We start from the raw sequence: 22,612 nt of genomic DNA on the forward strand, positions 1-22,612 counted from the left end.
GCCCAAGAATTACCAGGCGGAAAATATACATGATCCAGGAGAAATGTGACACATCTTGACCGCCGCCGTGACATTTGCGCGACAGCCGGCGGCGGCACGGTGTCCGCCGCCACGCCGCCCGGGAGTGCCCGGTGGTCAGCGGTCTTCGGCTCCGGCGCAGGCCGGCGCCGCTTGCGGGCCGTCCATCTGCGCGGCCAGCAGGCTGGCCAACGCGCCGGCCGGCATCGGGCGCCCGAGCAGGAAGCCCTGCACGTACTCGCAGCCGGCGCCGTGCAGCCAGTCGAGCTGGGCGCGGTCCTCGACGCCCTCGGCCAGCACCGTCAGGCCGAAGCCCCGCGCCAGCGCGATGATGGCGCGGGCGGTCGCCTCGCCGCCGTGCGGCAGCAGGCGCACGAAGCTGCGGTCGATCTTGAGCTGGTTGATCGGGAACGCCTGCAGGTAGGCCAGCGACGAGTAGCCGGTGCCGAAATCGTCGATCGAGAGGCGGATGCCGGCGGCCCGCATCTGCTGCATGAAGGCGATGGCCGTTTCCACCCGCTCCATCAGCATGCTTTCGGTCAGTTCCAGTTCGAGCTGCGCCGCCGGCAGGCCGCTGTCGGCCAGCGCCTGCAGCACGTCGGCGACGAACGCCGGCTCGCGCATCTGCCGGGCCGACACGTTGACGGCCACGCTCGGCGCGGGCAGGCCGGCGCGGCGCCATCCGGCCGCGTCGCGGCAGGCGCGCCGCAACACCCAGTTGCCCAGTGCGACGATCATGCCGGTCTCCTCGGCGACGGGGATGAACTCCGCCGGCGGGACGGCGCCGAGCTCGGGGTGGTGCCAGCGCACCAGCGCCTCGACGCCGACGATGCGCCGGCCGCCGCTCTCGAACTGCGGCTGGTAGTGCACGTCCAGCGCGCCGGAGGCGATCGCCTTGCGCAGTTCGCGCTCGATGCAGGCGCGCCGCTGGGCCGCCAGCGTCATCTCCGGGCGGAAGTCGACGACCTGGTTGCGTCCGCCGTGCTTGGCGCGGTAGAGCGCCGTGTCCGCGCTGCTGACCAGCTCCGTCGCGCTCGCCGCGTCGTCCGGATACATGCACATGCCGATGCTGGCGGTGGCGAGCACCTCGCCGTGCTCGAGCACGATGGGCACGGACAGCGCGCGCACGATGCCGTGCGCCACGTCGAGCGCGGCCTGGCGCTGGGCGACCGGCGTCACGATGACGGCGAACTCGTCGCCGCCGATGCGGCCCACCAGGCCGGCGTCGCCGACCACGTCGCCGATGGACTTCGCCACGCTGCGCAGCAGCTCGTCGCCGGCGGCGTGGCCGGCCGTGTCGTTCACCGTCTTGAAGTTGTCGAGGTCGATCAGCAGCAGCGCGAACACGCCGTGCGGCAGCGCCATTTCCTGCTCCAGGCGCAGGTAGGTGGCACGGCGGTTCGCCAGGCCGGTGACCGTGTCCGTATGGGCCAGCGCGTCCAGTTCGCGCTCGGCCTGGGCCACGCGCGTGCGGGTGCGGCGCAGGATCGGGATGACGAGCGCGACGGCGCCGGCGACGGTCAGCGCCAGGAAGGCCATGTAGTGCAGCATGGCGGCGCGCACGCCGGCGGTACTGACCACGAGGTCCACCTTGCCGATGCGCCGCCCGCGGTACTCGACGGGCGCGCTCACGCGCACGGCATCGGCCGTGCCGGGCAGCAGGGCCGCCAGCGCGCCGGGCTCCCGGCTGCGCTGCGGCGCGAAGCCGACGAAGCGGCGGCCTTCCGCGTCGTCGACCGTGGCCGAGACCAGGTCGCTTGCGTAGCGCAGCGGCCGCAGCATCTCGGCCGCGGCGTCGCGGTCGCCGAACATCAGCGGCGCCGTCACGTTGTCGGCGATGATGCCGGCCTGCACGCGCGCCTCGTCGAGCTGGGCCTGGCGCAGCAGCACGTACTGGTAGACGAGGACGACGATGCCCGCGACGAGCATGGCGACGACGACGGCCACCACCTGGCCGGTGCTGGCCGTGGCCCGGATCGTCGAGCGGTCGCCGCGCCGCCGTCCCGGGTTGCGCGAGGGTATGGATGCGGCGCTCATCGGACGTTGCGCGCGAGCCGCAGCAGGCGCGAGCTGAAGCGGATGCCGGCACGCGCCGCCTCGTGGGTGTCGACGTCGAAGCGGACGTGCTGGGATTCCTCGACGAGGGCGACCGCGCCCGCATAGCCGCCGGGAACGGCGCCGTCCACCACGAACAGGGTGGCGCCGGGGTCCGCCGGCGGATTGCGCGGCGCCTGTGCGCCGGACATGACGGCGATGTCGCATGCCTTCGCGCCCTTCGCGTCGACGGTGGCCCAGCGGCGCCCGTTGACGCTGCGCCCGTCCAGCTGGCGCAGGCTGTCCCACAGGCCGTGCGCCGGGCTGGCGCACACGGCGAGCGCCCCGCTCGGCGCGGCAGGCAGCGGCCAGATCGTGAACAGCGCGATGTTCGCGATATAGGCGGCCTTGAGCTGCTCGTCCTGGCTCTGGGCCAGCGCGGCCGGCGTGGCGCACGCCATGCCCAGCGCCAGCAGCGCGGCGGTCGCGGAAACAATCACGGCCGCCACCTCAGAACCCGTATTCCAGCTTGCCGACGACGGAACGCCCGTCGCGCGCGATGGCTTCCTGCACGAAGGCCGGTCCCGCCGGATCGGCATGGTGGTGGCCGGCGGCGTTGTAGACCGCGAGCGACCAGTTCCATCCGTGCGCGCGGCTGCCGGTCGAACTCAGCACGAGGTTGGCGATGCAGTAGCCGCCCACGCGCGCATGCTCGGTCAGGCGCTGCGTCGCGCACTGCCATTCGCCGGCCAGGCGCGCGTTCAGCAGCGCCAAGGGGACGCTGGCGCCGGCCTTGAGCAGCTGGCGCGGCGAATTCACGAGGCCGCGCCCCAGGGTGTCCGCCGTGCGCTGCCAGCTGTAGCTCACTCGTGTGCGCACGCCGCGGGCATCGGTGTTCTCGCCCGCCAGTTCGACGCCATGCGCACGGGCGCGTTCGGTGTTGGTGAATTGCAGCAGGCCCGTCTCCGGATCCTCCAGCTGCGTGATCAGGTCGTGCATCCGGTAGCTGAACAGCACCGCCGACAGCTTGGCATGGGCGTGCGGGTTGTGCTCCCAGACCAGCTCGCGCGTATGGATGTCTTCCGACAGCAGGCCCGGGTTGGGCGCCTGCCCGCCCGGCACCGGGATCGCGTAGTAGCGCTCGTAGGCATTCGGCGCGCGGAACGCCGTGCCGTAGATGAGCTTGACCGTATCCTTCGCCGTCACGGTGCGGATCAGCGCGATGCGGGGGCTGGTGCGGTTGCCCGCCTCGCTGTCGCGGTCGTGGCGCAGGCCGGCGTTGACGATGGTCGCGCCGTCCAGCCGCCATTCGTCCTCGACGAAGACGCTCCTGCGCGTGCCGCCACGGCGGTCGTCCAGCAGGCTGGCATACGGGTCGATGTCGTAGTTGAACTGGTCGCGCCGGCGGTTGCGGTTCCACTCGACGCCCACGACGATGCGGTGGCCGGCCAGGCCGGCATACGCGGCATGGGCATGCATGCCGTACCAGCTGCCATGATCGCCGTCGACGTTGATGTGCGGGGCGCCCGTTTCGCCCGGGTACAGGCCGTGGGCCAGGTAGTCGGAACGCCCCCAGTACAGGCTGGCCGCCACGTCCAGCGCGGGCGCGAGCGCCTTCTGGTAGTCGAGGTTGGCGAACGCCCTGCTGTCGCGGGTGGCGTCGGGCGCGTCGAACACGGCGCCGAAGGACGCCGTGGCCACGCCCTTGCTGCGGTCGACGTAGCCGGCGCCGAAGGTCAGGCCGCCGCGATGCAGCTTGGCGTACAGGTTGGTCGCGCGTTCCCAGTCCAGGCCATGCGCGATGCCGTTGCCGCCGTCGCCGTCGAACTCCGGAAAATACAGGTCGCCGCCGCGGCGCCGGTAGCTGCTGGCCGACAGCACGGCGTCGCTGCCGTCCTGGGCATGCCAGCCGTAGCTGACGCGCGAACGGCGCTCGCCCTGGCTGCCGAACGACTGCGCGGCCTGCACGCCGGCCAGCGCGCTGCCCGACTTGGTGATCACGTTGATCACGCCGAACAGCGCGTTCGAGCCGTACACGGCCGCGCCGGGCCCCGGCACGTACTCGATGCGCTCGACCAGGTCGATGTCGAGCATCGCATCGTTGCCGAGCGCGGCCTGGTCATACACGTTGTCGTTGGCGCGCACGCCGTCGATCAGCAGAAGGAAACGGCTATCGTAGTCGCCCGGGCGCAGGAAACCGCGCGCGCCGAGATAGGTATAGTTGCGGTCGCTCGACACGTACAGGCCGGGCAGCGACGCGAGCGCGTCCGCCAGCGTGCGCCAGCCGTACTCGCGGATGTCCTGCGCCGTCAGCACGGAGACGGCCGACGGCGCGTCGCGCAGCGATTGCTCGAAGCGCGACGCCGACGTGACGGTCTGCACCTGCATCAGCTGTTCGAGCGGCAGGTCGGCCAGCGCAGCGGGGCGCGTATCGTCTTCGCCCGCGCTGGCGCACGTGGCAGCCAAGGCGAGCACCGCCAGGACGAGCGGCGAAAGCGTGAAGTTCTCGGGCATGATTCAGCGTAGGACATGACGAACCGCTGCCACCCAAGGGGGCAGGAGTTACGGGGCGAAGACGAAAGCGATCGGGGGTGCGGAGCGCGGCAAGCGTGGTGGCAGGCGAATGCTGACCACAAGACAAATTATATTTACCTAGAGAAATATTACCAACGAGAATGTGATTTTTCGTGAGTTTTTGTTGCTATATGACGACGCCAACGTCAAGACAACATCATCTTCACGACACGTTCCAGCTGCGGCAAGGCGATCGGCTTCTGCAATACGGGGATGTCGTCCGGCAGTCCCATCGACGCCACCGTGTGCTGGTCGAGCTCGCTGAGCACGACGATCCGCATCCCCGAATACGGCGACGTCTCGCGCAGCGTCCGGATCATCCGGGAACTGTCCAGGCCCGGCAGGTTCAAGGAAGAGATCAGCAGGTCGGGGACCCGCTCGCCCATCCGCAGCAAGGCTTCGATCCCGTTCGACGTCGCGACCACGTCCGCCCTGGCACTGCACAGCCTGATCTGGAGCGTGCACAGGTCGAGCAGCGTCCTGTCTCCTTCGGCAACCACCACCCGCGGCCGATGCGAGGCCGCCGATATGCGCAACGGCGCCCGCGCGGCTGCCGTTGCTGGCGTGGCTGGCGTGGCTGGCGCGGCAGCTTGCGGCTCGCCGCCATGCCGTTCCACGAGCATGGCTTGCAGGGACGCGCGCGCGATGCGGCGATGGCCGCCCGCCGTTTTCCATGCCTTCAGTTTTCCCGCCTCGACCCAGAGCTGGACCGTCCGGTGCGATACGCCGAGGGCCGCTGCGGCCTCCTTGGTCGTGCACGTGTCGGGCAGTTCCGCGTCACTCGTAGCGGACGCCACATCGATCTCGCTACCGGTTTTTGACATCATTCTCTGTTTGCTTTCTGCAGGCGCATCGACTGTGACGGCGCCACAGCATCGTGATTTAACGTTGTCACACGATTGTAAATACATTCCAGAGAGAAATCTATCGAATTCTCACGTTGCGTTGCCGAGTACTGCGTCGTCGGCCCCGAAGGACTGTCAGACGGTACCGCGGATCGGCGGGAGGACGGCTGGAGGCGATCCGTGGGCGGGTAGCCAGGATCGGAGACGTAGCGCCGTCTCGTGATGCGAGGCCGGCGATATGAACAATGCGGGCGGCGATGCGCGGCCCGACCAACAGCGGATGATGCCATGGGCAAGCTGACAAGTTGCGCTCACCCGGATTACATATTTGTCAGTGTATGCGTCCGGAGCAAGCCATGTCGCGCCGTTGAATCCGCATGCGATGGTGGGGGAGCCGCGCAGACGGGTGGACGGTCCGACGGCGAGGCGAGTGCCGTATCCGGCCGGCCGATGCACATGCCCAAGCAATTAACCAACTAGTTAGTTATAATACCGTCCGCGACAGTTTTTTGTACAACTGACCCAAGAAATGCGGTGCTGCCTGTAGGACGGCACAGAACGGGGCGTCCTCCGTTGGCGCGACTGACAACCGTTGCCTCCTGACGCACGGCCGACGAATGCCCGGCCGTGCCCTCCACCGCTTCGATGCAGGACTCGTTCTCGGAGAGATCTTCAAATGACTAACACTGAAACCCACCCTTCGGCCGCGCTGAAGGCAGGGTGCCTATTGCTCGGACTCGTATTGCTTGCCACGGGGCTGTTCTTCTTCGTCGCCGGCGCCAGGCTGGTCGTATTGCACGGAAGCCCCTACTTCCTGATCGCGGGCGCCGTCATCGTGGCAGCCGCCATCCAGTTCATGCGCCGCAAGGCGTCCGCCGTCATCGTGTACGGCGCCGCCTTCGCCGGCACCGTGCTGTGGGCGCTGGCGGACGTCGGCCTCGATTTCTGGCCGCTCGTGTCGCGCCTGATGCTGCCGGCGGGCCTGATGGTGCTGGCGCTCCTGGCCTGGCCCGCGCTGCGCAAGGCTGCCGGAACGCCGGCCTCGAAGGGGGCCTACGTGCTGGCCGCCGCACTGGCCGTCGGCATGGGCGCCACCTTCGTCCAGATGTTCCAGCCGCATCCGACCGTCCCGTTCCGGGGCACGCCGTCGGCGCTGGTGCCGGTCGCCCGGGGCAAGGAACAGAAGGACTGGAGCAGCTACGGCAACACGCCGGCCGGCACCCGCTTCGCCGCGCTCGACCAGATCACGCGCGACAACGTCAAGGACCTGAAGGTCGCGTGGACCCTCCATACGGGCGACACCCCGATCAGCCCCACGGGCAATGGCGCGGAAGACCAGGAAACGCCGCTGCAGATCGGCGACCGCATCTATCTGTGCACGCCGCATAACAACGTGATCTCCGTCGACGCCGACAGCGGCAAGAAGATCTGGGAGCGCGACATCAACGCGCGCGCCGAGGTCTGGAACCGCTGCCGCGGCCTCGCCTACTTCGATGCGGCGCTGCCGATCGCGCAACCCACGGCCCCGGGCGCCTCGCCCGTCAAGCCGGCCGCGATCCCGGCCGGCGCCAATTGCCAGCGGCGCCTGCTGATGAACACCATCGACGCGCGCCTGGTCGCCATCGATGCCGACACGGGCGCCCTGTGCGAAGGCTTCGGCCAGGGCGGCTTCGTCGACCTGAAGGCCGGCCTGGGCGCGGCCGCCGACCCGACCTACCAGCTGACGTCCGCGCCCACCGTGGCCGGCACCACCGTCGTCGTGGGCGGCCGCGTGGCGGACAACGTCCAGACCGACATGCCGGGCGGCGTCCTGCGCGGCTTCGACGTCGTCACGGGCGAGATGCGCTGGGCGTTCGACCCGGGCCGCGACAACCCCAACGCGCGCCTGCAGCCGGGCCAGACCTATGCCCGCAGCACGCCGAATTCCTGGGCTTCGATGACCTACGATGCGGCGATGAACACCGTGTTCATCCCGATGGGCAGTTCCTCGGTCGACCTGTGGGGCGGCAACCGCACGCCCCTCGACCACCGCTACGCCACCTCCGTGCTGGCGCTCGACGCGAGCACGGGCAAGGAAAAATGGGTGTACCAGACGGTCCACAACGACTTGTGGGACTTCGACGTGCCGATGCAGCCGAGCCTGATCGACTTCCCCGCCAAGGACGGCACGACCACCCCCGCCGTCATGTTCGGCACCAAGTCCGGCCAGCTGTTCGTGCTCGACCGCCGGACGGGCCAGCCGCTCACCCGCGTCGAGGAACGCGCCGTCAAGACGGGCAAGATCGCGCGCGAGCAGTATTCGAAGACCCAGCCGTTCTCCGTGGGCATGCCGCAGATCGGTGCCGACACGCTGACGGAATCGGACATGTGGGGCGCCACGCCGTTCGACCAGCTGATGTGCCGCATCAGCTTTAAGTCGATGCGCTACGACGGCCTGTTCACGGTGCCGGACACGGACGTGTCGCTCAGCTTCCCCGGCTCGCTGGGCGGCATGAACTGGGGCGGCCTGTCGTTCGACCCGAACCACCACGTCGCCTTCGTCAACGACATGCGCCTGGGCCTGTGGGTGCAGATGATCCCCCAGAAGACCGACGCGGCGCCGGCCAGCAACGGCGGCGAGGCCGTGAATACGGGCATGGGCGCGGTCCCGCTGAAAGGCACGCCGTACGCCGTCAACAAGAACCGCTTCATGTCGCCGCTGGGCATCCCCTGCCAGAAGCCGCCGTTCGGCACGCTGTCGGCCGTCGACCTGACGACGCAGAAAGTGCTGTGGCAGGTCCCGGTGGGCACGGTGCAGGACACGGGACCGTTCGGCGTCAAGATGCGCATGCCGATGCCGGTCGGGATGCCGACGCTGGGCGGCACGCTGGCGACGCAGGGCGGCCTCGTCTTCATCGCCGGCACCCAGGACTATTACCTGCGCGCCTACGACAGCGCGACCGGCAAGGAAGTATGGAAAGCGCGCCTGCCGGTGGGCAGCCAGGGCGGGCCGATGAGCTATGTGTCGCCGAAGACGGGCAAGCAGTACGTGCTGATCTCGGCCGGCGGCGCACGCCAATCGCCGGACCGCGGCGACTACGTCATCGCCTACGCGCTGAACCGCTGATCCGAACGAGCAAGAACGTATGCAACTCCACAACGACACCGGGGCCGTGACCGCCATGGCCCCCTCCACGCCATCCCGTACCCGGCGCCCGCACGCGTGGCGCCCCGCCGGCGCCCTGCTGGCGGCGCTGTCCCTGCCGGCGCTGGCCCCAGCGGCCGCCCTGGCCGGCGAGCCGGTGGCGCCCGCCGCGGCCGCCGCTCCCCTCCCCTCGCCCACGCTAACGGGCGACTGGGGCGGCGCACGCACCCGCTACGCCGACGCCGGCGTGACCTTCCGGGGCGACTATGTCTCGGAAAGCTTCGCCAACGTCAGCGGCGGCCAGCAGCGCGGCAGCGCCTACGCCCAGCAACTGCGCCTGGGCGCGGACTTCGACATGGGCCGCCTCGCCGGCTGGCAGGGCACCACCCTGCACTTCACGATCAACGACCGGCGCGGCACGGGCATCTCGTCCGACTACATCGGCAACCGGCTGCCCGTCCAGGAAGTCTATGGCGGCCTGTACACGCGCCTGAGCGAAGCCAGCGTCGAGCAGAACCTGGCCGGCGGCCGGCTCAACCTGCGGCTCGGCTTCTTCGCGATGGGTAACGACCTGGGGGGCATGATCCTGGGCTGCCAGCTGGTCAATGCCGCGTTCTGCGCCCACCCGCTGTCCCTGTCGGGCAACAGCGGCTGGTACAACTACCCGAACGCGCGCTGGGGTGCGGCCGTGCGCTACCAGCTGGCGCCGGAAGTGCTGGTGCGCACGGGCGTCTACCAGGACAACCCGCGCTTGGGCGACAAGAAGAACGCGTTCCGGCCGTTCGCCGCCGGCACGGCGGGCAAGATGCTGCCGCTGGAAGTGGAATACGCGCCGGGCAGCGCGCCGCACAGCGCGGCCCTGCCCGGCCATTACAAGCTGGGCGTGTACTACGATTCGGCGCGCGCGGCGCGCCAGGGCGAAAGCGGCACGGTGGGTGGGCGCTACGGCATGTACGTGCTGGCGGACCAGACGATCTGGCGCGAAGGCCGTAGCGGGCGCGGGGTCGCGCTGTTCGGCCAGTTCACGGCGAATCCGCGCGCGTCGGCGCAGATCACGCGCTGGTATGCGGCCGGCCTGGTCAAGACCGGCACCTTCGCGGGCCGCGATGCCGACACGCTCGCGCTGGGCCTCGTGCATGCGCAAGTCAATCCGCGCCTGCGCGCGCAGGCCCTCGCCGATCCGGAGCCCGGCGACGACACGTCGCTTCCCGCCGGCGAATCCGTGGTCGAACTGAGCTACGGCCTGCAGCCTTTGCCCTGGCTGGGCGTGCGTGCCGACGTGCAGTACGTCGTCGATCCGGGCGCATTCGGCTACCGGTCGACGCGCAATGCGCTGGCCGTGGGCACGCAGCTCCGCATCACGTTCTGATCCTGCGCGTTGCGGCGCACCCTCAGGGGGCGCGCACCGAACGCAGGATCGTGTCGATCACGGATGCCCGGCGCGCCGCGTGCGCGTCGGCCGCGCCCAGGTCTTGGTCGAAGATGAAGCTGAAGGTGTGGCGATTCGACACGTTGTAGAACGACAGCGCGCTGATCGTCATGTGCAGGTCGACCGGGTCGACGTTGGCGCGGAACGCCCCTTCGTCGATGCCGCGCCGGCACAGGTGCTCCAGCACGGCGATGGCAGAACGGTTGATGGCGCGCAGTTCGGGAATCTTGCGGATGTACTCGCCCTGGTTGATGTTCTCGCCCATCACCATGCGGACGAATTCGGGATGCGCGGCATGGAAGTCGAAGCTGGCGCCGACCAGCCTGCCCAGGGCGGCGGCCGCCGGCAGGCTGTCGTCGAGTTGAACCTGGTCCTCGATCTGGCGGAAGCGGCGATAGCTCTCTTCCAGCGCTGCGACGTACAAGCCTTCCTTGCTGCCGAAATAGTAGTAGATCATGCCCTTGTTGGCGCCGCTTTCGGCCGCGATCGCGTCGATGCGGGCGCCGCTCAAGCCCACCCTGGAAAACTCCTGGAGCGCCACGCTCAGGATGGTGGCGCGGGTGCCGTCTTCCTCGGCCGCGGCGGGAGCGGTCTTCGATCTGCTTGCTTTCGTCATCGGGCTATTCTAAACGAAGGCGCCCTGCCCGTGGCCGCCGGCTCCCCGGCCGGTGTCGTCGCGCGCATCAGGACCGGAAGACTGCGTGGAGCATGGACTGGGTGGACATGGACATCAGCTCCATCATCAATTCGCGGACGCCGTCCCACACGATTTGCACGCCCAGGCACAGGAGAATGAATGCGGTCAGGCGCAGGAAGACGGCGGTTCCCGCTTCGCCGATCAGGCGCAGGAAGTGTTCGCCATAGCGGAATGCCAGATACAACAGCACCCCGATGACGGCCAGCGCCACGAGCGCTGCGCCCATGCGCGCCAGCGAAATCGCCAGTTCCATGTCGTGCAGCGTCACGCCCACCGTGATGGCGACGGAGATCGAGGCCGGTCCGCAACTGATCGGGAACGTCAGCGGATAGAAAGCCTGGCGGCGCGCGTGGTCGGACGTGAACGCCTCGGCCAGCGCGGCCCGGCTGTCCTGCATGGCAGGCGTCGCTCCCAGCAGGCGCCACGCGACGGACGCCAGGATCAGGCCACCGCCGATGCGGACGATGGGCAGCGAGATGCCGAAGAAGTCGAGGACGTAGGACCCCACCAGCATCGAACCCGTCATCAACCAGAACATATTGCGCGCGATACGGCGGGCGAGCATGACGCGGGTGGCGGGCAGCGCGCCCTCGGTCATGCTGAGGAAGATCGGTGCCGTGGCTGCCGGGTTCAGGATCGGCAACATCGTGAACAACACGAACAGGAAGCTTTTGGCCCCGACCAGGAGCAGATCGAGCGTCATGCCGTCTCCTTCCGCGCACCGGGCGTCGCTCCGTCAACGAGCTGCTGTCGCATCAGGGCATCCTTCGCGCATGCCGGAACCGGGCATAGCGGTTCAGCAGATCGTTGATCAGCTGCTCGCGCGTGTAGCCGGTGACGTCGTGCTGCTGGTCGCCTTCGGAACTGTAGGCCATCGCCCGGTAGTGGCGGCTGTCCGCGTCCCTGCCCTCGGTCTCGGCCCAGGCGAAACTCGGCGCACGGAAGCTGCGCGCGCGGACCGTGTAGCGGAAGATGCCGCGGTCGCCGTGCGGCACGTTCAGGTCGAGGCGTTTTTCGCCCTCGGTCACTTCCGGCGCCAGACCGCTTTCGCGCAGCTGCGCCGCCACGGCGTCGAGCGCGTTGCGCGCGGGCCCGGCGAGGAATGCCATGATCTCCGGCTAGTCGTAGAAATTGGTGATGCTGGCCAGGCGCTGTTGCCAGCTCAGGCCCACCGCCGGAGGCGAATCGGCGGCGACCGACAGGTCGATCGCCGTCCCTTCCGATTCCGTCTGCAAGGCGCGCAACAAGCCGTAGCACATGAGCAGCATGACGACGGCGAACGGCAAGGCGCTGGCCAGCGCGGCGGTCTGCAGCGCCTGCAGGCCGCCCGCCAGCAGCAGCACGGCCGCCACCAGGCCAGCGCAGATCGCCCAGAAGATGCGTTGCCAGACCGGCGGATTGGGCGCGGCGCCGGACGTGATCATGTCGATGACGAGCGCGCCGGAATCGGCAGACGTGACAAAGAACGTAATGACCAGCAACGTGGCGAGGCCCGAGGCGATCAGCGAAAGCGGCAGTTGCTCGAGTACTTCGAACAGGGCGACCGGCAGGTTGTCGGCGACGGTCTGCACGATCGGCGCGGCGCCGCCAAGGTCGAGGCGGATCGCGGTATTGCCGAAGACGGTCATCCACAGGAAGGTGAACAGCGTCGGCACCAGCAGCACCCCGCCGACGAACTCGCGGATCGTGCGCCCGCGCGAGATCCGCGCGATGAACATGCCGACGAACGGCGACCACGAGATCCACCAGCCCCAGTAGAACAAGGTCCATTTGCCGAGCCATGCATTGGGCTCGTAGGCATACATGCGGAAGGTGCGCTGCACGACTTCGCCCAGGTAGGTGCCGATGTTCTGGACGTAGGCTTCGAGCAGGAACACCGTCGATCCCACCGCGAGGACGAACAGCAGCAGTCCTACCGCCAGGATGATGTTCAGCTCGGACAGCCGTTTCACGCCCTTGTCCAGTCCCGTGCCGGCCGACAGCGTCGCCATGCCGGTGATGACCACGATCAGGATGATCTGGACCTGCGGATTCACCGGCAGGCCGAACAGGTGCGCGAAGCCTGCATTCACCTGCAGCACGCCGAAGCCGAGCGACGTCGCTACCCCGAACATCGTCCCCAGGACCGCGAAGATGTCGATGGCATGCCCCGCGGGCCCGTGGATGCGGTTGCCGATCAAGGGGTACAGGCTCGACCTGAGCGTCAGCGGCAGGCCGCGCCGGAACGCGAAGTAAGCGAGCGCCAGCCCAACGACGATGTAGATCGCCCAGGCATGCAGGCCCCAGTGGAAGAAGGTCAGCACCATCGCGTGGCGGGCGGAATCGATCGTCCGTCCCGGGCCCGTCGGCGGTTGCGCGTAGTGCTGGATCGGCTCGGCGACGCCGAAGAACAGCAGGCCGATGCCCATGCCGGCGCTGAACAGCATGGCGAGCCAGGACAGGTAGCTGTATTCCGGCTCGCTGTCGTCCGGCCCCAGCTTGACGTCGCCATAGCGGCTCATCATCAGGAAGATCACGAAGATCAGGAAGAACGCAACCGACAGGATGTAGAACCAGCCGAAATCGCGCACGATGCCCGCCTGGAGCGCATCGAACAGGCTGCCGACGCGTTGCGGGAACAGGGCGGCGGCGGCGGCGAACGCCAGGATCAGCGCCGCCGATACGAAGAACACCGGCGGGTTCACCTGTATCCAGCGGCGTCGGCTGGAACCTTTGGCGTCGTTCGGCGAGGGATCTGTCATCGTGTTCCTTTCTCGAGCATCGTGCGGGCGGCACATGAAACCGGAGGCGGCAAGGCCGCGCATCGGTGCGGCGCTTGCCGGCGCGCACCGTCGCGGCGGCGGATGGCCGCATCGCGGCTGCCCGAAAATAATTTGGACAAATTTACGTGTTTTTATTATAACATCTCGCCCGGCGGCACCGTAGCGTGCGTCATTGCTCGCGTCCGCCCCGAACAGCCCGTTGCCTTGGCAAATCGACTATACTTGCAGCGGGTGCGCACACATCGTCGTGTGGCAGGGATGCGTCAGGTCGGGCCGCCGCGCAGCATTCGCTCGCCCATGAACAAGGTCCGCCATCCATTTCCCGTCGTGTCCGGCAAGGGACGCATCCGCTCCAGGCACGGCATCCCCGTACCCGACTTCCAGCCGCCGGCATCCGGCGCGTGCATCCTGCTTCAACGCCGCCAGCGGACCCGCGTCCGCCGGCTTGCACGCCCCGCCATTCCTTCCTTGGCCGCACGGCAAACGCATCACCACAATCACGAGGACATCGCATGACAGTCATCCAGCGCGCGCTATCGCAGACATTCACCCGTTTCTTCGAATCGGAAAAAGCCGGAGGCATCGTCCTGATCGCCTGCACGGCCATCTCGCTGCTGCTGGCCAACTCGCCGTTCGGCGCCGACTATCTGCAGTTCTGGCATGTACAGATCGCGGGCTTGAGCGTGGAGCTCTGGGTCAACGATGCGCTGATGGCGATCTTCTTCCTGCTCATCGGCCTGGAGCTCGAGCGCGAGCTGTACTGCGGCGAACTGTCGAACCTGCGCAACGCCCTGCTGCCGATCCTGGCCGCGGCCGGCGGCATCGCCGCGCCCGCGCTCATCCACTTCATGCTGAACCAGGGCTTGCCGAGCCAGCCCGGCATGGGGATTCCGATGGCGACCGACATCGCATTCGCCCTCGGGGTGCTGGCGCTGCTGGGCAAACGCATACCGGCCTCGCTGAAGGTGTTCCTGACCGCGCTCGCCGTCATGGACGATCTCGGCGCCATCGTCGTCATCGCCCTCTTCTATACCGCCAGCCTGTCCATGGCCTACCTGGGCGGCGCGCTGGCCGTGTTCGCCATACTGCTGTTCATGAACAAGCGCCTGCGCATCCTCGCGCTCGCGCCCTACCTCGTCGGCGGCGCCCTGATGTGGTTCCTCATGCTTAAGTCGGGCGTGCACGCGACGATCGCGGGCGTCCTGCTGGCGTTCGCCATTCCGTATTCGGCCACCGAGGACGATGCCGCCTCGCCGTCGCACCGGCTGGAGCACATCCTGCACTTCCCCGTCGCGTTCGTCATCCTGCCGATCTTTGCGCTCGCCAATACCGGCATCGTGATCGGTGCCGGATGGATGGAGGAGCTGGCGTCGCCCAACAGCATGGGCATCGTCGCCGGCCTCGTGCTGGGCAAGCCCATCGGCATCATGCTCGCCTGCCTGGCCGCCGTGCTGCTCGGCCTGTGCCGCCTGCCGCTGGACCTGAGCTGGCGCCACGTGTTCGGTGCGGGCATCCTGGGCGGCATCGGCTTCACCATGTCGATCTTCATCACCAACCTGGCGTTTGCCGGCAGTCCCGCCCTCGTCAACGCGTCGAAGATGGCGATCCTCGTTGCCTCGCTCACCGCAGGCGTCGTCGGCTTCATCTGGCTCAAGCTGTTCGGGCAACCGACTGCCGTGGACACCGATACCGCCACCATGGATTTCGAGGAGTCCCATGCGCCGGGCCGGCGCATGGGCGGCGAATCATGACCGATGCGCTGGCAATGACGCTGGAGCGGGCCAACCTCGCCGCGTTCGCGCAGCTGAACGCCGGCCCGGGCCTGGACGGCCTACCGCTGGCGGCAGCCCTGTTCTCCGCCGTATGGCTGATCTTCCTGGTGCCGGCCAGCCTCGTCGGCCTGTGGTTCAGCGGACAGCATGCCCGGCGCGTGGCCGCCATCGAAGCGCTGGTCGCCACCGCCTGCGCGCTCGCCCTGAACAAGGTGATCGGCACGCTGTGGTATCACGCGCGGCCTTTCGCGGCGGGCGTCGGCAATACCTTCCTGGCGCATGCGCCGACCAGCTCCTTCCCGAGCAATCACGGCACGATCATGCTGACGGCCGCTCTGGTCCTGGCGACCTTCGGCACGCCGGCGGTACGCCGCCTGGGCCTGTTCCTGTTGCCGGTGGCCGCGATCGTGGCATGGTCGCGCGTATTCGTGGGCGTCCACTGGCCACTCGACATGGTTGGCGCGCTACTCATGGCAGCCGCGATGTGCGCACTGGTCAGGACGGCGCCCGCGCGGCGCGGCACTGCCCTGCTCGCGTTGTCGCTGTACCGCCTGCTGCGTCGCGCCCGGTCGCGCTAGCCATGCTCAGCGTGGCGATTCCGCTCAATACCGTCGATCTCGACAATGACGCGCAATCCCTCTCCCATGGAGCGGACCGCGGCCGGCCCCCGCGCCGGCGCCGCCCACCATGCTGATTTTTCCGAATGGCGAGTGACGTCGCGTCAGAAGAAAGGTGACAGTGCTTCGCCGCACGACACGAGCGATTCGCCCGGACAGCCGGTGCGGCATGGTCGGCCGCCCGCTCAACCGTTCGGCCCATCGCGGCGCAGGCGCGCCTCGATCTCGCGCAGCCGGACATAGAAGGCGCGTCCGAGGCGTCCCAACGGGCGGTTGCCGACGTGTTCCAGCAGGTCGATGCGGTGATCCTGTTCGCCCCTGCGGCCCACATACACGGACTCGTCGATGTGCACATGCTCGACGCTGCCCGTGATCCAGCGGTTCGCGCCGACGTCGAGGATGTCGTGCAGCCTGCACTCGTAGGCAATGGGCGCGCGCGCCACCCGCGGCGGCCGGACGACGGTGCTGGGCGCTTCTTCCAGCCCGGCATCGCGGAATTCGCTGTCGCCCGGCGCCAGGTCGGCCGCCGTCCGGACCATCTCGTCCATCAGGTGTTCCGGCACGATGTTCACGACGAACTCGCGCGTGGCCACGATGTTCACGTAGGTGTCCTTCGGGATCCAGGCGCCGCCGTGGTTGTCGCCGCGCGGGCCGCAGCTGAAGCCCAGCATCGGCGGGCTGGGCGAGACGACGTTGAAGAAGCTGAACGGCGCGAGGTTCGACACGCCGTCGGGCGACACCGTCGACACCCAGGCGATCGGCCGCGGCACGACCGAATCGCGCAGCAGGAAGTACATCTCGGTGGGCTGGAAGTCGGCGGCGGAAAGCGAAATGGTCATGTGGTTACTTTCAATGCTGGGGGTCGTAGAGCTTTTCCTTGATGAACAGGGCCGGCACGATCCCGCTCAGGAAGTAGGCCGCGCCCATCACCAGGAAACCGAGCCCGATCGAGCCGCTGGTGGCGAGGTAGCCGATGCAGGCCGGCGCGATCGCGGCGCCCACGCGACCCACGTTGTAGGCACCGCCCACGGCCGAGCCGCGGATCGTTGTCTCGAAGCTCTCGGTCATGTAGGTCGCGTTGACGCCGTACGGAATGCCGTACAGGAAGCCGAACACGATCAGCAGGTACACGATGTTGTCGGGCGTGTTGAACATCACGATCACGGGCAGGAACACGGCCGTGCCCAGCGCGCCCAGCGCGAAGATCGCGCGGCGGCCGAAGCGGTCCGCCAGCCAGCCCGCCGCCACCTTCCCGAGGATCATGGCCACGTAGGTGCCGACCATGTAGCCGGTCATGGCCTTGAAGTTCATGTGCAGCTCTTTTTCCAGGTAGGTCGGCATCCAGTTATTGACGCCGTAGTAGCCGAACTGGAGGAAGCCCGCGGCCAGCGACCACAGGATGAACATGCGCCGGTGGACGGGATTGGCGAAGATCAGCTTCATGGCGCTGACCCGCTTCTCGTCCCTGCGCACCCCGGCGGCGCGGTCGGCGAGCAGCTTCTGGCGCGCGGCGATCCACGCCGGCGGCTCCGGCACCAGGCGCTGCATCAGCACGGCGAGAACGACGGGAATGATGGCGATGTAGAACAGCCAGCGCCAGCCATACGTCGGCAGGATCCAGCCGGCCAGCAGCGTGGCGACCACGTAGCCGACCGACCAGCCGGCCTGCAGGCTGCCGAGGATCGTGGTGCGGCGCTCGGTCGGCACGTATTCCGCCATCAGCGTGTTCGCCACCACATAGACGGCGCCCAGGCCGATCGAGGCGATCAGGCGGAACAACGCGAACTGCTCGAAGTTCTGCGTGCTGCCCAGCACCGCGGTCCCGACCGAGAACAGGGCGATCGTCCAGACCACGGTGCGCACGCGGCCGAAGCGGTCCGCGGCCCAGCCGCCGAAGATGCCGCCGAAGGCCATGCCGGCCAGCGTCACGGTGCCCAGTGCGCCCGCCTGCACCTTGGTCAGGCCGAAGTCCGCGCTCAGGCTGCCCAAGCTGTAGGACAGGAACATCAGGTCCGCCCCGTCGATCATCAGCGCCAGGAACGCGAACAGGAACACCACCTTCCAGGTCTGCTTGTCTTCCGCGGCCGTGACGGCGCGGCGTGCTGCGACTTCCATATCTCCTCCTTGTCGTTATATCGTGCGCTCCGTCCTTCTGGCGAGGCTCAGGTTTGCGCGCGACGGATCATGTTGCGGGCGATGACCAGTTGCTGCACCTGGGTCGTGCCCTCGTAGATGCGGAACAGGCGCACGTCGCGGTAGAAGCGCTCGATGGCGTATTCCGACACGTAGCCGGCGCCGCCGTGCACCTGCACGGCGCGGTCGGCCACGCGGCCGCACATCTCGGACGCGAACATCTTGCAGCAGGCCGCTTCCGTCGAAATGTCTTCCCCCGCGTCACGCCGGCGCGCCGCATCGAGCACCATCGAGCGCGCCGCGTAGATCTCGGCCTTGCTGTCGGCCAGCATCGCCTGCACCAGCTGGAACTCGGCGATCGGCTTGCCGAACTGCTCGCGCTCGATCGCGTAGCGCAGCGCGTCGTCGAGCATGCGCTCGGCGGCGCCCACGCAGATCGCGGCGATGTGCAGGCGGCCCTTGTCGAGCACCTTCATGGCCGTCTTGAAGCCCACGCCTTCCTTGCCGCCGATGAGGTTCGCGGCCGGCACGCGGCAATTCTCGAAGATCACGTCGGCCGTGTGCGCCCCCTTCTGCCCCATCTTCTTGTCCGGCTTGCCGATGGACAGGCCCGGTGTGCCCTGCTCGACGATGAAGGCGGAAATACCGCCCGCGCCCTTGACCTCGGGGTCGGTGCGGGCCATCACGGTGAAGATTCCCGCTTCCGGCGCGTTCGTGATGAAGCGCTTGGTGCCGTTCAGGACGTAGAAGTCGCCGTCGCGCCGGGCCGACGTGCGCAGCGACGCCGCGTCCGACCCGGACCCCGGCTCGGTCAGCGCGAACGAGGCGATCAGCTCGCCCGACGCGAGGCGCGGCAGGTAGTCGCGCTTCTGCTGCTCGGTGCCGTCGACGATGAGACCCTGCGAGCCGATGCCGTTGTTCGTGCCGATCAGCGAGCGGAATGCTGGCGAGGTCTTGGCGATCTCGAAGGCCACCAGCACTTCCTCTTCCATCGTCAGGCCAAGACCGCCGTATTCCTCCGGGATGCACAGGCCGAACAGGCCCAGCTCGCGCATGTCGGCGACGACGTCCGGCGGGATGGCGTCGGTCTCGGCGACGTCGTTTTCGGCCGGCACGAGCCGCTCCCGCACGAAGCGGGACAGCGTGTCGAGCAGCACGGTCATGGTTTCTTGGTCACGTATCATGTTTTTCCTTTGTGTCGAGATTCAGGCACTGCCGCGGCCCATCGAGCCGCCGACCTTGCGGACCAGCTCGACCAGGGCCGGACCGAGTTCCCGTTCCAGGTACTCGCGGCTGCATTTGAATGCGGGCTTGCCGCAGTTGAAGGACATCATGGTGCCGTCCGGCGCACGGAAAGGGACGCCGACGCCGCAGACGTCCTTGTCCCATTCGCCGATCGAGATGCAGAAGCCGCGCTCGGCGTAGTCGCGCACGGCCTGGTCGACGCCGGCCTGCAGGCGCGGCCAGTCGGCCGCATCGCGCTGGCGCAGCTGCTCGAGCAGGCCGGCACGCTCGGGCGCGGGCATACCGGCCAGGTAGGCGCGTCCCAGCGCCGTCGTCGCCAGCGCCAGGCGCGTGCCCACGCCGCGCTGCAGCGTGATCGAGGCGCTGCTGCGCACCGACTCCACGTACACCATCGACAGGCGATCGCGCACGCCGAGCGACACCGATGCCTGGGTGCGCTCGGCCAGTTCGCGCATCAAGGGACGCGCCGTCTCCCGCACGTCGAGCCGCGCCAGCATGCCGAAGCCCAGTGCCAGCACCCCCGCTCCCAGCCGGTAGCGGCCTTCCGCCTCCAGATGGTCGAGGTAGCCGAGCTTGGCGAGCGTGCCGGCCAGGCGCGCGACGGTCGGCTTCGGAATGCCGGTGCGGCGCGCCAGTTCGGTAAGGCCCAGCTCGCGCTCCCGCTCGCCGAAGCAGCGCAGCAGCTCGAGGCCGCGCGCCAGCGCCGTCACGAACTGCCGGTCCTTGCCCTCCCCGCTGTCGTCGAATTGCTGGATGTCGCTGTCGTCGTCCGCGCTGCGCATGCGCTCCTCCCGTTTTCCGTCGTGTCCGGCATCTCCCGGCCGGCCCTCATTTCATCCTGTCATATCATTTCGCGTAATGTCAATCATTTTCAAACCGTTGGTCCGCTATGCGAACCGTTGATAAGATTTATAAAGAAACGCGATAAAACACGTCAGAACAGGCTTTACATGGCCAAAATTTTTGCCTATCCTGCACCGGACAACCTATTTGCGAACCACTGATCCGCTCTGCGAACCACGACATCCATGACCGAACTCGTTCTTTCCTATCCCGAACCTGGCATCGCCCGCCTCCTCATTCACCGTCCTGATGTCCGTAATGCGCTGAACCGCTGCGTGCGCAGCCAGCTGGCCGAGCAGTTCACCGTCCTGGGCCAGGATCCCGCCGTGCGCTGCATCGTGCTGACGGGTGGTGACCAGGTGTTCGCGGCCGGCGCCGACCTGCGCGACATCGCCGAGGCCACGCCGATCGAGATGCACCTGCGCCAGGTCCAGCGGCTGTGGCAAGCGATCGCGGGCTGTCCGAAGCCGGTGATCGCGGCCGTCAACGGCTACGCCTGGGGCGGCGGCTGCGAGCTCGCCATGCACGCGGATATCATCGTCGCGGGAGAAAACGCCTCGTTCGCGCAGCCGGAGATCAAGGTCGGCATCATGCCGGGCGCCGGCGGAACGCAGAGGCTGACGCGGGCCATCGGCAAGTTCCAGGCGATGAAGATGCTGCTTACCGGCCAGCCGCTGAGCGGCCGCGAAGCCTTTGCCGCGGGCCTCGCCAGCGAGGTGGTCGAGGACGGCCGCGTGCAGGAACGCGCGCTGGAGCTGGCCCGGACGATCGCCGCCATGCCGCCGCTGGCCGCGGCCCAGATCAAGGAAGTCGTGCTGGCCGGCCAGGACGCCTCGCTCGACGCGGCGCTCCTGCTGGAACGCAAGGCGTTCCACCTGCTGTTCGCCAGCCGCGACCAGAAGGAAGGCATGCGCGCCTTCTTCGACAAACGCAAGCCCGACTACACCGGGGAATGAGGAGCACGGGATGACATCCGATTTCGACAAGCAAGACCTGCTCGGCGTCGTCGGCTGCGGGCTGATGGGCCGCGGCATCGCCCAGATCGCCGTCCAGGGCGGCATTCCCGTCATCCTGCACGACAGCCGTCCCGGCGCCGCCGAGGAAGCGCGCGAGGCCGTCGCCGCCACCCTGGACAAGCTGGCCGCCAAGGGCAAGCTGTCCGCGCAGGACGCGTCCGACGCCGTCGCGCGCATCGCCGTCGCCGCCACGCTGGCCGACCTCGCGCCTTGCGGCACGGTGGTCGAGGCCATCGTCGAGCGCCTGGATGCCAAGCAGGCGCTGTTCCGCGACCTGGAGGCCGTGGTCGGCCCGGACTGCATCCTGGCCACCAATACCTCGTCGCTGTCGGTGACGGCGATCGCCGCCGCCTGCGAGGCGCCGGGGCGCGTGGCCGGCTTCCACTTCTTCAGCCCCGTGCCGCTGATGAAGATCGTCGAGGTGATCGCCGGACCGCTCACCGCGGCGCCCGTGGCCGACCGCCTGGTGGACATCGCCCGCCGCATGGGCCACGCGCCGGTGCGCGCGAGCGACACGCCGGGCTTCATCGTCAACCACGCCGGCCGCGGCTACCTCACCGAATCGCTGCGTCTCCTGGGCGAGAACGTCGCCAGCCATGCCGAGGTGGACCGCATCCTGCGCGACGCCGGGGGCTTCCGTATGGGCCCGTTCGAGCTGCTGGACCTGACGGGGCTGGACGTGTCGCAACCCGTGATGGAATCGATCTACGAGCAGTATTACCAGGAACCGCGCTTCCGCCCTTCCCCCATCGCGCGCCAGCGGCTCGCTGCCGGACTGCTGGGCCGCAAGAGCGGCCGCGGCTTCTACGCCTACGAGGACGGCAGGAAGCAGGACATTCCCGGCCCGCCGCTGCCGGCCCGCGCCGACGTCACGGCCTGGCTCGATGCGGCCGATGCCGCCGCCTTCCCCGCCGTCGACGCCCTGCTGGACGCATTGCTCGCCGCATTCGGCGGCACGCGCGACCGCGGCGAGCGCCCGGCCGCCGGCTCGCTGTGCCTGGTGCTGCCAGTCGGGCAGGACGCGACCGGCGCCGCCGTCGCCGCGGGACTCGATCCGACGCGCACCTTGGCGCTGGACCCGCTGTTCCTCGCGGGCCGGCGCACGCTGATGACGACGCCCCTGACCGCGCCAGCCGTGCGCGACGCCGCGCACGCGCTGTTCGCGGCGGACGGCACGCCGGTATCCGTGGTGCGCGACAGCGCCGGCCTGGTGTGCCAGCGCGTCGTCGCCACCATCGTCAACATCGGCGCCGACATCGCCCAGCAGGGCATCGCCACCCCGGCCGACATCGACCAGGCCGTCACGCTGGGCCTCGGCTACCCGCGCGGTCCGCTGGCGCTGGGCGACGCGCTGGGCGCCGCGACCGTGATGCGCATCCTGGACGGCCTTTTCGACACCTACCGCGACCCGCGCTACCGGCCGAGCCCATGGCTCAGGCGCCGCGCGCTGCTGGGTGTGTCGCTGCTCACCCCGGACCATTGACGACCAATCCCAGAACAACA

General features: G+C 68.5%; 17 protein-coding genes and 1 pseudogene. 7 read left to right on the top strand and 11 right to left on the bottom strand.

All coding sequences use genetic code 11. The features are described 5' to 3' along the window. Positions 1–135: 135 nt before the first annotated feature. From ACI1V7_RS24190 to ACI1V7_RS24205, 4 genes are all read right to left on the bottom strand, one after another. Positions 136–2,055, bottom strand: coding sequence for a putative bifunctional diguanylate cyclase/phosphodiesterase (locus tag ACI1V7_RS24190; RefSeq protein WP_404534520.1), 1,920 nt, complete (start codon positions 2,053–2,055; stop codon positions 136–138). Further along, positions 2,052–2,552 carry a YfiR family protein gene (locus tag ACI1V7_RS24195; RefSeq protein ID WP_404534521.1) on the bottom strand — a complete coding sequence of 167 codons (501 nt, stop codon included), beginning with the start codon at positions 2,550–2,552 and terminating at the stop codon, positions 2,052–2,054. Before ACI1V7_RS24195 ends, ACI1V7_RS24190 begins: the two co-directional genes overlap by 4 nt. Before the next feature lie 10 nt (positions 2,553–2,562). Next, positions 2,563–4,566 (bottom strand): TonB-dependent receptor plug domain-containing protein, encoded by a 2,004-nt coding sequence (locus ACI1V7_RS24200; RefSeq protein ID WP_404534522.1) that lies wholly within the window; start codon positions 4,564–4,566, stop codon positions 2,563–2,565. 206 nt (positions 4,567–4,772) lie between these two features. Further along, positions 4,773–5,453: a helix-turn-helix domain-containing protein gene (locus ACI1V7_RS24205; protein WP_404534523.1), complete on the bottom strand. Its 681-nt coding sequence runs from the start codon at positions 5,451–5,453 to the stop codon at positions 4,773–4,775. Positions 5,454–6,147: 694 nt separating this feature from the next. On the opposite strand from ACI1V7_RS24205, the gene ACI1V7_RS24210 reads away from it, so the two are divergent. Both ACI1V7_RS24210 and ACI1V7_RS24215 read left to right on the top strand, forming a co-directional pair. Continuing rightward, positions 6,148–8,577, top strand: coding sequence for a membrane-bound PQQ-dependent dehydrogenase, glucose/quinate/shikimate family (locus tag ACI1V7_RS24210; protein WP_404534524.1), 2,430 nt, complete (start codon positions 6,148–6,150; stop codon positions 8,575–8,577). Between the two features lie 19 nt (positions 8,578–8,596). After that, the gene (locus tag ACI1V7_RS24215) at positions 8,597–9,964 is read left to right on the top strand and encodes a carbohydrate porin (RefSeq protein ID WP_404534525.1); all 1,368 of its coding nucleotides are present in this window, start codon (positions 8,597–8,599) and stop codon (positions 9,962–9,964) included. A gap of 22 nt (positions 9,965–9,986) precedes the next feature. Here ACI1V7_RS24215 and ACI1V7_RS24220 read toward each other — a convergent pair whose 3' ends face one another. The 3 genes and pseudogenes from ACI1V7_RS24220 to ACI1V7_RS24230 all read right to left on the bottom strand — a co-directional run bounded on the left by ACI1V7_RS24220 (position 9,987) and on the right by ACI1V7_RS24230 (position 13,462). Beyond that, positions 9,987–10,640 (bottom strand): TetR/AcrR family transcriptional regulator, encoded by a 654-nt coding sequence (locus ACI1V7_RS24220; RefSeq protein WP_404534526.1) that lies wholly within the window; start codon positions 10,638–10,640, stop codon positions 9,987–9,989. A 67-nt stretch (positions 10,641–10,707) separates the two neighbouring features. Further along, positions 10,708–11,424: a MarC family protein gene (locus ACI1V7_RS24225; RefSeq protein WP_404534527.1), complete on the bottom strand. Its 717-nt coding sequence runs from the start codon at positions 11,422–11,424 to the stop codon at positions 10,708–10,710. A 52-nt stretch (positions 11,425–11,476) separates the two neighbouring features. Then, positions 11,477–13,462 (bottom strand): annotated as a pseudogene (locus ACI1V7_RS24230) (BCCT family transporter). 318 nt (positions 13,463–13,780) lie between these two features. Between ACI1V7_RS24230 and ACI1V7_RS24235 the strand changes: the two are divergent. From ACI1V7_RS24235 to ACI1V7_RS24245, 3 genes are read left to right on the top strand one after another with little or no spacing between them, the layout of a single operon-like run. Beyond that, the gene (locus tag ACI1V7_RS24235; RefSeq protein WP_404534528.1) at positions 13,781–13,999 is read left to right on the top strand and encodes a hypothetical protein; all 219 of its coding nucleotides are present in this window, start codon (positions 13,781–13,783) and stop codon (positions 13,997–13,999) included. Then, the gene (gene nhaA, locus ACI1V7_RS24240; protein WP_404534529.1) at positions 13,996–15,234 is read left to right on the top strand and encodes a Na+/H+ antiporter NhaA; all 1,239 of its coding nucleotides are present in this window, start codon (positions 13,996–13,998) and stop codon (positions 15,232–15,234) included. The genes ACI1V7_RS24235 and nhaA overlap by 4 nt, the downstream gene beginning before the upstream one ends. Then, positions 15,231–15,833: a phosphatase PAP2 family protein gene (locus ACI1V7_RS24245; RefSeq protein WP_404534531.1), complete on the top strand. Its 603-nt coding sequence runs from the start codon at positions 15,231–15,233 to the stop codon at positions 15,831–15,833. The genes nhaA and ACI1V7_RS24245 overlap by 4 nt, the downstream gene beginning before the upstream one ends. 224 nt (positions 15,834–16,057) lie before the next feature. Here the strand turns inward: ACI1V7_RS24245 and ACI1V7_RS24250 are convergent, their stop codons facing one another. Genes ACI1V7_RS24250 through ACI1V7_RS24265 form a run of 4 tightly spaced genes read right to left on the bottom strand, consistent with a single transcriptional unit; the run spans position 16,058 to position 20,032 of the window. Next, positions 16,058–16,711 carry a flavin reductase family protein gene (locus ACI1V7_RS24250; RefSeq protein WP_404534532.1) on the bottom strand — a complete coding sequence of 218 codons (654 nt, stop codon included), beginning with the start codon at positions 16,709–16,711 and terminating at the stop codon, positions 16,058–16,060. 10 nt (positions 16,712–16,721) lie between these two features. After that, positions 16,722–17,987 carry an MFS transporter gene (locus tag ACI1V7_RS24255; protein ID WP_404534533.1) on the bottom strand — a complete coding sequence of 422 codons (1,266 nt, stop codon included), beginning with the start codon at positions 17,985–17,987 and terminating at the stop codon, positions 16,722–16,724. A 47-nt stretch (positions 17,988–18,034) separates the two neighbouring features. Then, the gene (locus tag ACI1V7_RS24260; protein ID WP_404534534.1) at positions 18,035–19,189 is read right to left on the bottom strand and encodes an acyl-CoA dehydrogenase family protein; all 1,155 of its coding nucleotides are present in this window, start codon (positions 19,187–19,189) and stop codon (positions 18,035–18,037) included. 21 nt (positions 19,190–19,210) lie between these two features. Next, a complete protein-coding gene (locus ACI1V7_RS24265; protein ID WP_404534535.1) occupies positions 19,211–20,032 on the bottom strand; it encodes an IclR family transcriptional regulator in 822 nt (273 codons plus the stop codon). Positions 20,033–20,278: 246 nt separating this feature from the next. On the opposite strand from ACI1V7_RS24265, the gene ACI1V7_RS24270 reads away from it, so the two are divergent. Both ACI1V7_RS24270 and ACI1V7_RS24275 read left to right on the top strand, forming a co-directional pair. Further along, positions 20,279–21,049, top strand: a complete 771-nt coding sequence (locus tag ACI1V7_RS24270; protein ID WP_404534536.1) for an enoyl-CoA hydratase — start codon at positions 20,279–20,281, stop codon at positions 21,047–21,049. 10 nt (positions 21,050–21,059) lie between these two features. Further along, a complete protein-coding gene (locus ACI1V7_RS24275) occupies positions 21,060–22,592 on the top strand; it encodes a 3-hydroxyacyl-CoA dehydrogenase (RefSeq protein ID WP_404534538.1) in 1,533 nt (510 codons plus the stop codon). Positions 22,593–22,612: the final 20 nt, after the last annotated feature.

Origin of the sequence: Massilia paldalensis, assembly GCF_044901715.1 — a bacterium.
GTDB lineage: Bacteria > Pseudomonadota > Gammaproteobacteria > Burkholderiales > Burkholderiaceae_D > Telluria > Telluria paldalensis.

Coding starts and splice junctions, on each gene's coding strand:
- ACI1V7_RS24190 (WP_404534520.1), bottom strand. CDS start 2,055: ATGAGCGCCGCATCCATACCCTCGCGCAACCCGGGACGGCGGCGCGGC.
- ACI1V7_RS24200 (WP_404534522.1), bottom strand. CDS start 4,566: ATGCCCGAGAACTTCACGCTTTCGCCGCTCGTCCTGGCGGTGCTCGCC.
- ACI1V7_RS24205 (WP_404534523.1), bottom strand. CDS start 5,453: ATGATGTCAAAAACCGGTAGCGAGATCGATGTGGCGTCCGCTACGAGT.
- ACI1V7_RS24210 (WP_404534524.1), top strand. CDS start 6,148: ATGACTAACACTGAAACCCACCCTTCGGCCGCGCTGAAGGCAGGGTGC.
- ACI1V7_RS24215 (WP_404534525.1), top strand. CDS start 8,597: ATGCAACTCCACAACGACACCGGGGCCGTGACCGCCATGGCCCCCTCC.
- ACI1V7_RS24220 (WP_404534526.1), bottom strand. CDS start 10,640: ATGACGAAAGCAAGCAGATCGAAGACCGCTCCCGCCGCGGCCGAGGAA.
- ACI1V7_RS24225 (WP_404534527.1), bottom strand. CDS start 11,424: ATGACGCTCGATCTGCTCCTGGTCGGGGCCAAAAGCTTCCTGTTCGTG.
- ACI1V7_RS24235 (WP_404534528.1), top strand. CDS start 13,781: ATGAACAAGGTCCGCCATCCATTTCCCGTCGTGTCCGGCAAGGGACGC.
- nhaA (WP_404534529.1), top strand. CDS start 13,996: ATGACAGTCATCCAGCGCGCGCTATCGCAGACATTCACCCGTTTCTTC.
- ACI1V7_RS24245 (WP_404534531.1), top strand. CDS start 15,231: ATGACCGATGCGCTGGCAATGACGCTGGAGCGGGCCAACCTCGCCGCG.
- ACI1V7_RS24250 (WP_404534532.1), bottom strand. CDS start 16,711: ATGACCATTTCGCTTTCCGCCGCCGACTTCCAGCCCACCGAGATGTAC.
- ACI1V7_RS24255 (WP_404534533.1), bottom strand. CDS start 17,987: ATGGAAGTCGCAGCACGCCGCGCCGTCACGGCCGCGGAAGACAAGCAG.
- ACI1V7_RS24260 (WP_404534534.1), bottom strand. CDS start 19,189: ATGATACGTGACCAAGAAACCATGACCGTGCTGCTCGACACGCTGTCC.
- ACI1V7_RS24265 (WP_404534535.1), bottom strand. CDS start 20,032: ATGCGCAGCGCGGACGACGACAGCGACATCCAGCAATTCGACGACAGC.
- ACI1V7_RS24270 (WP_404534536.1), top strand. CDS start 20,279: ATGACCGAACTCGTTCTTTCCTATCCCGAACCTGGCATCGCCCGCCTC.
- ACI1V7_RS24275 (WP_404534538.1), top strand. CDS start 21,060: ATGACATCCGATTTCGACAAGCAAGACCTGCTCGGCGTCGTCGGCTGC.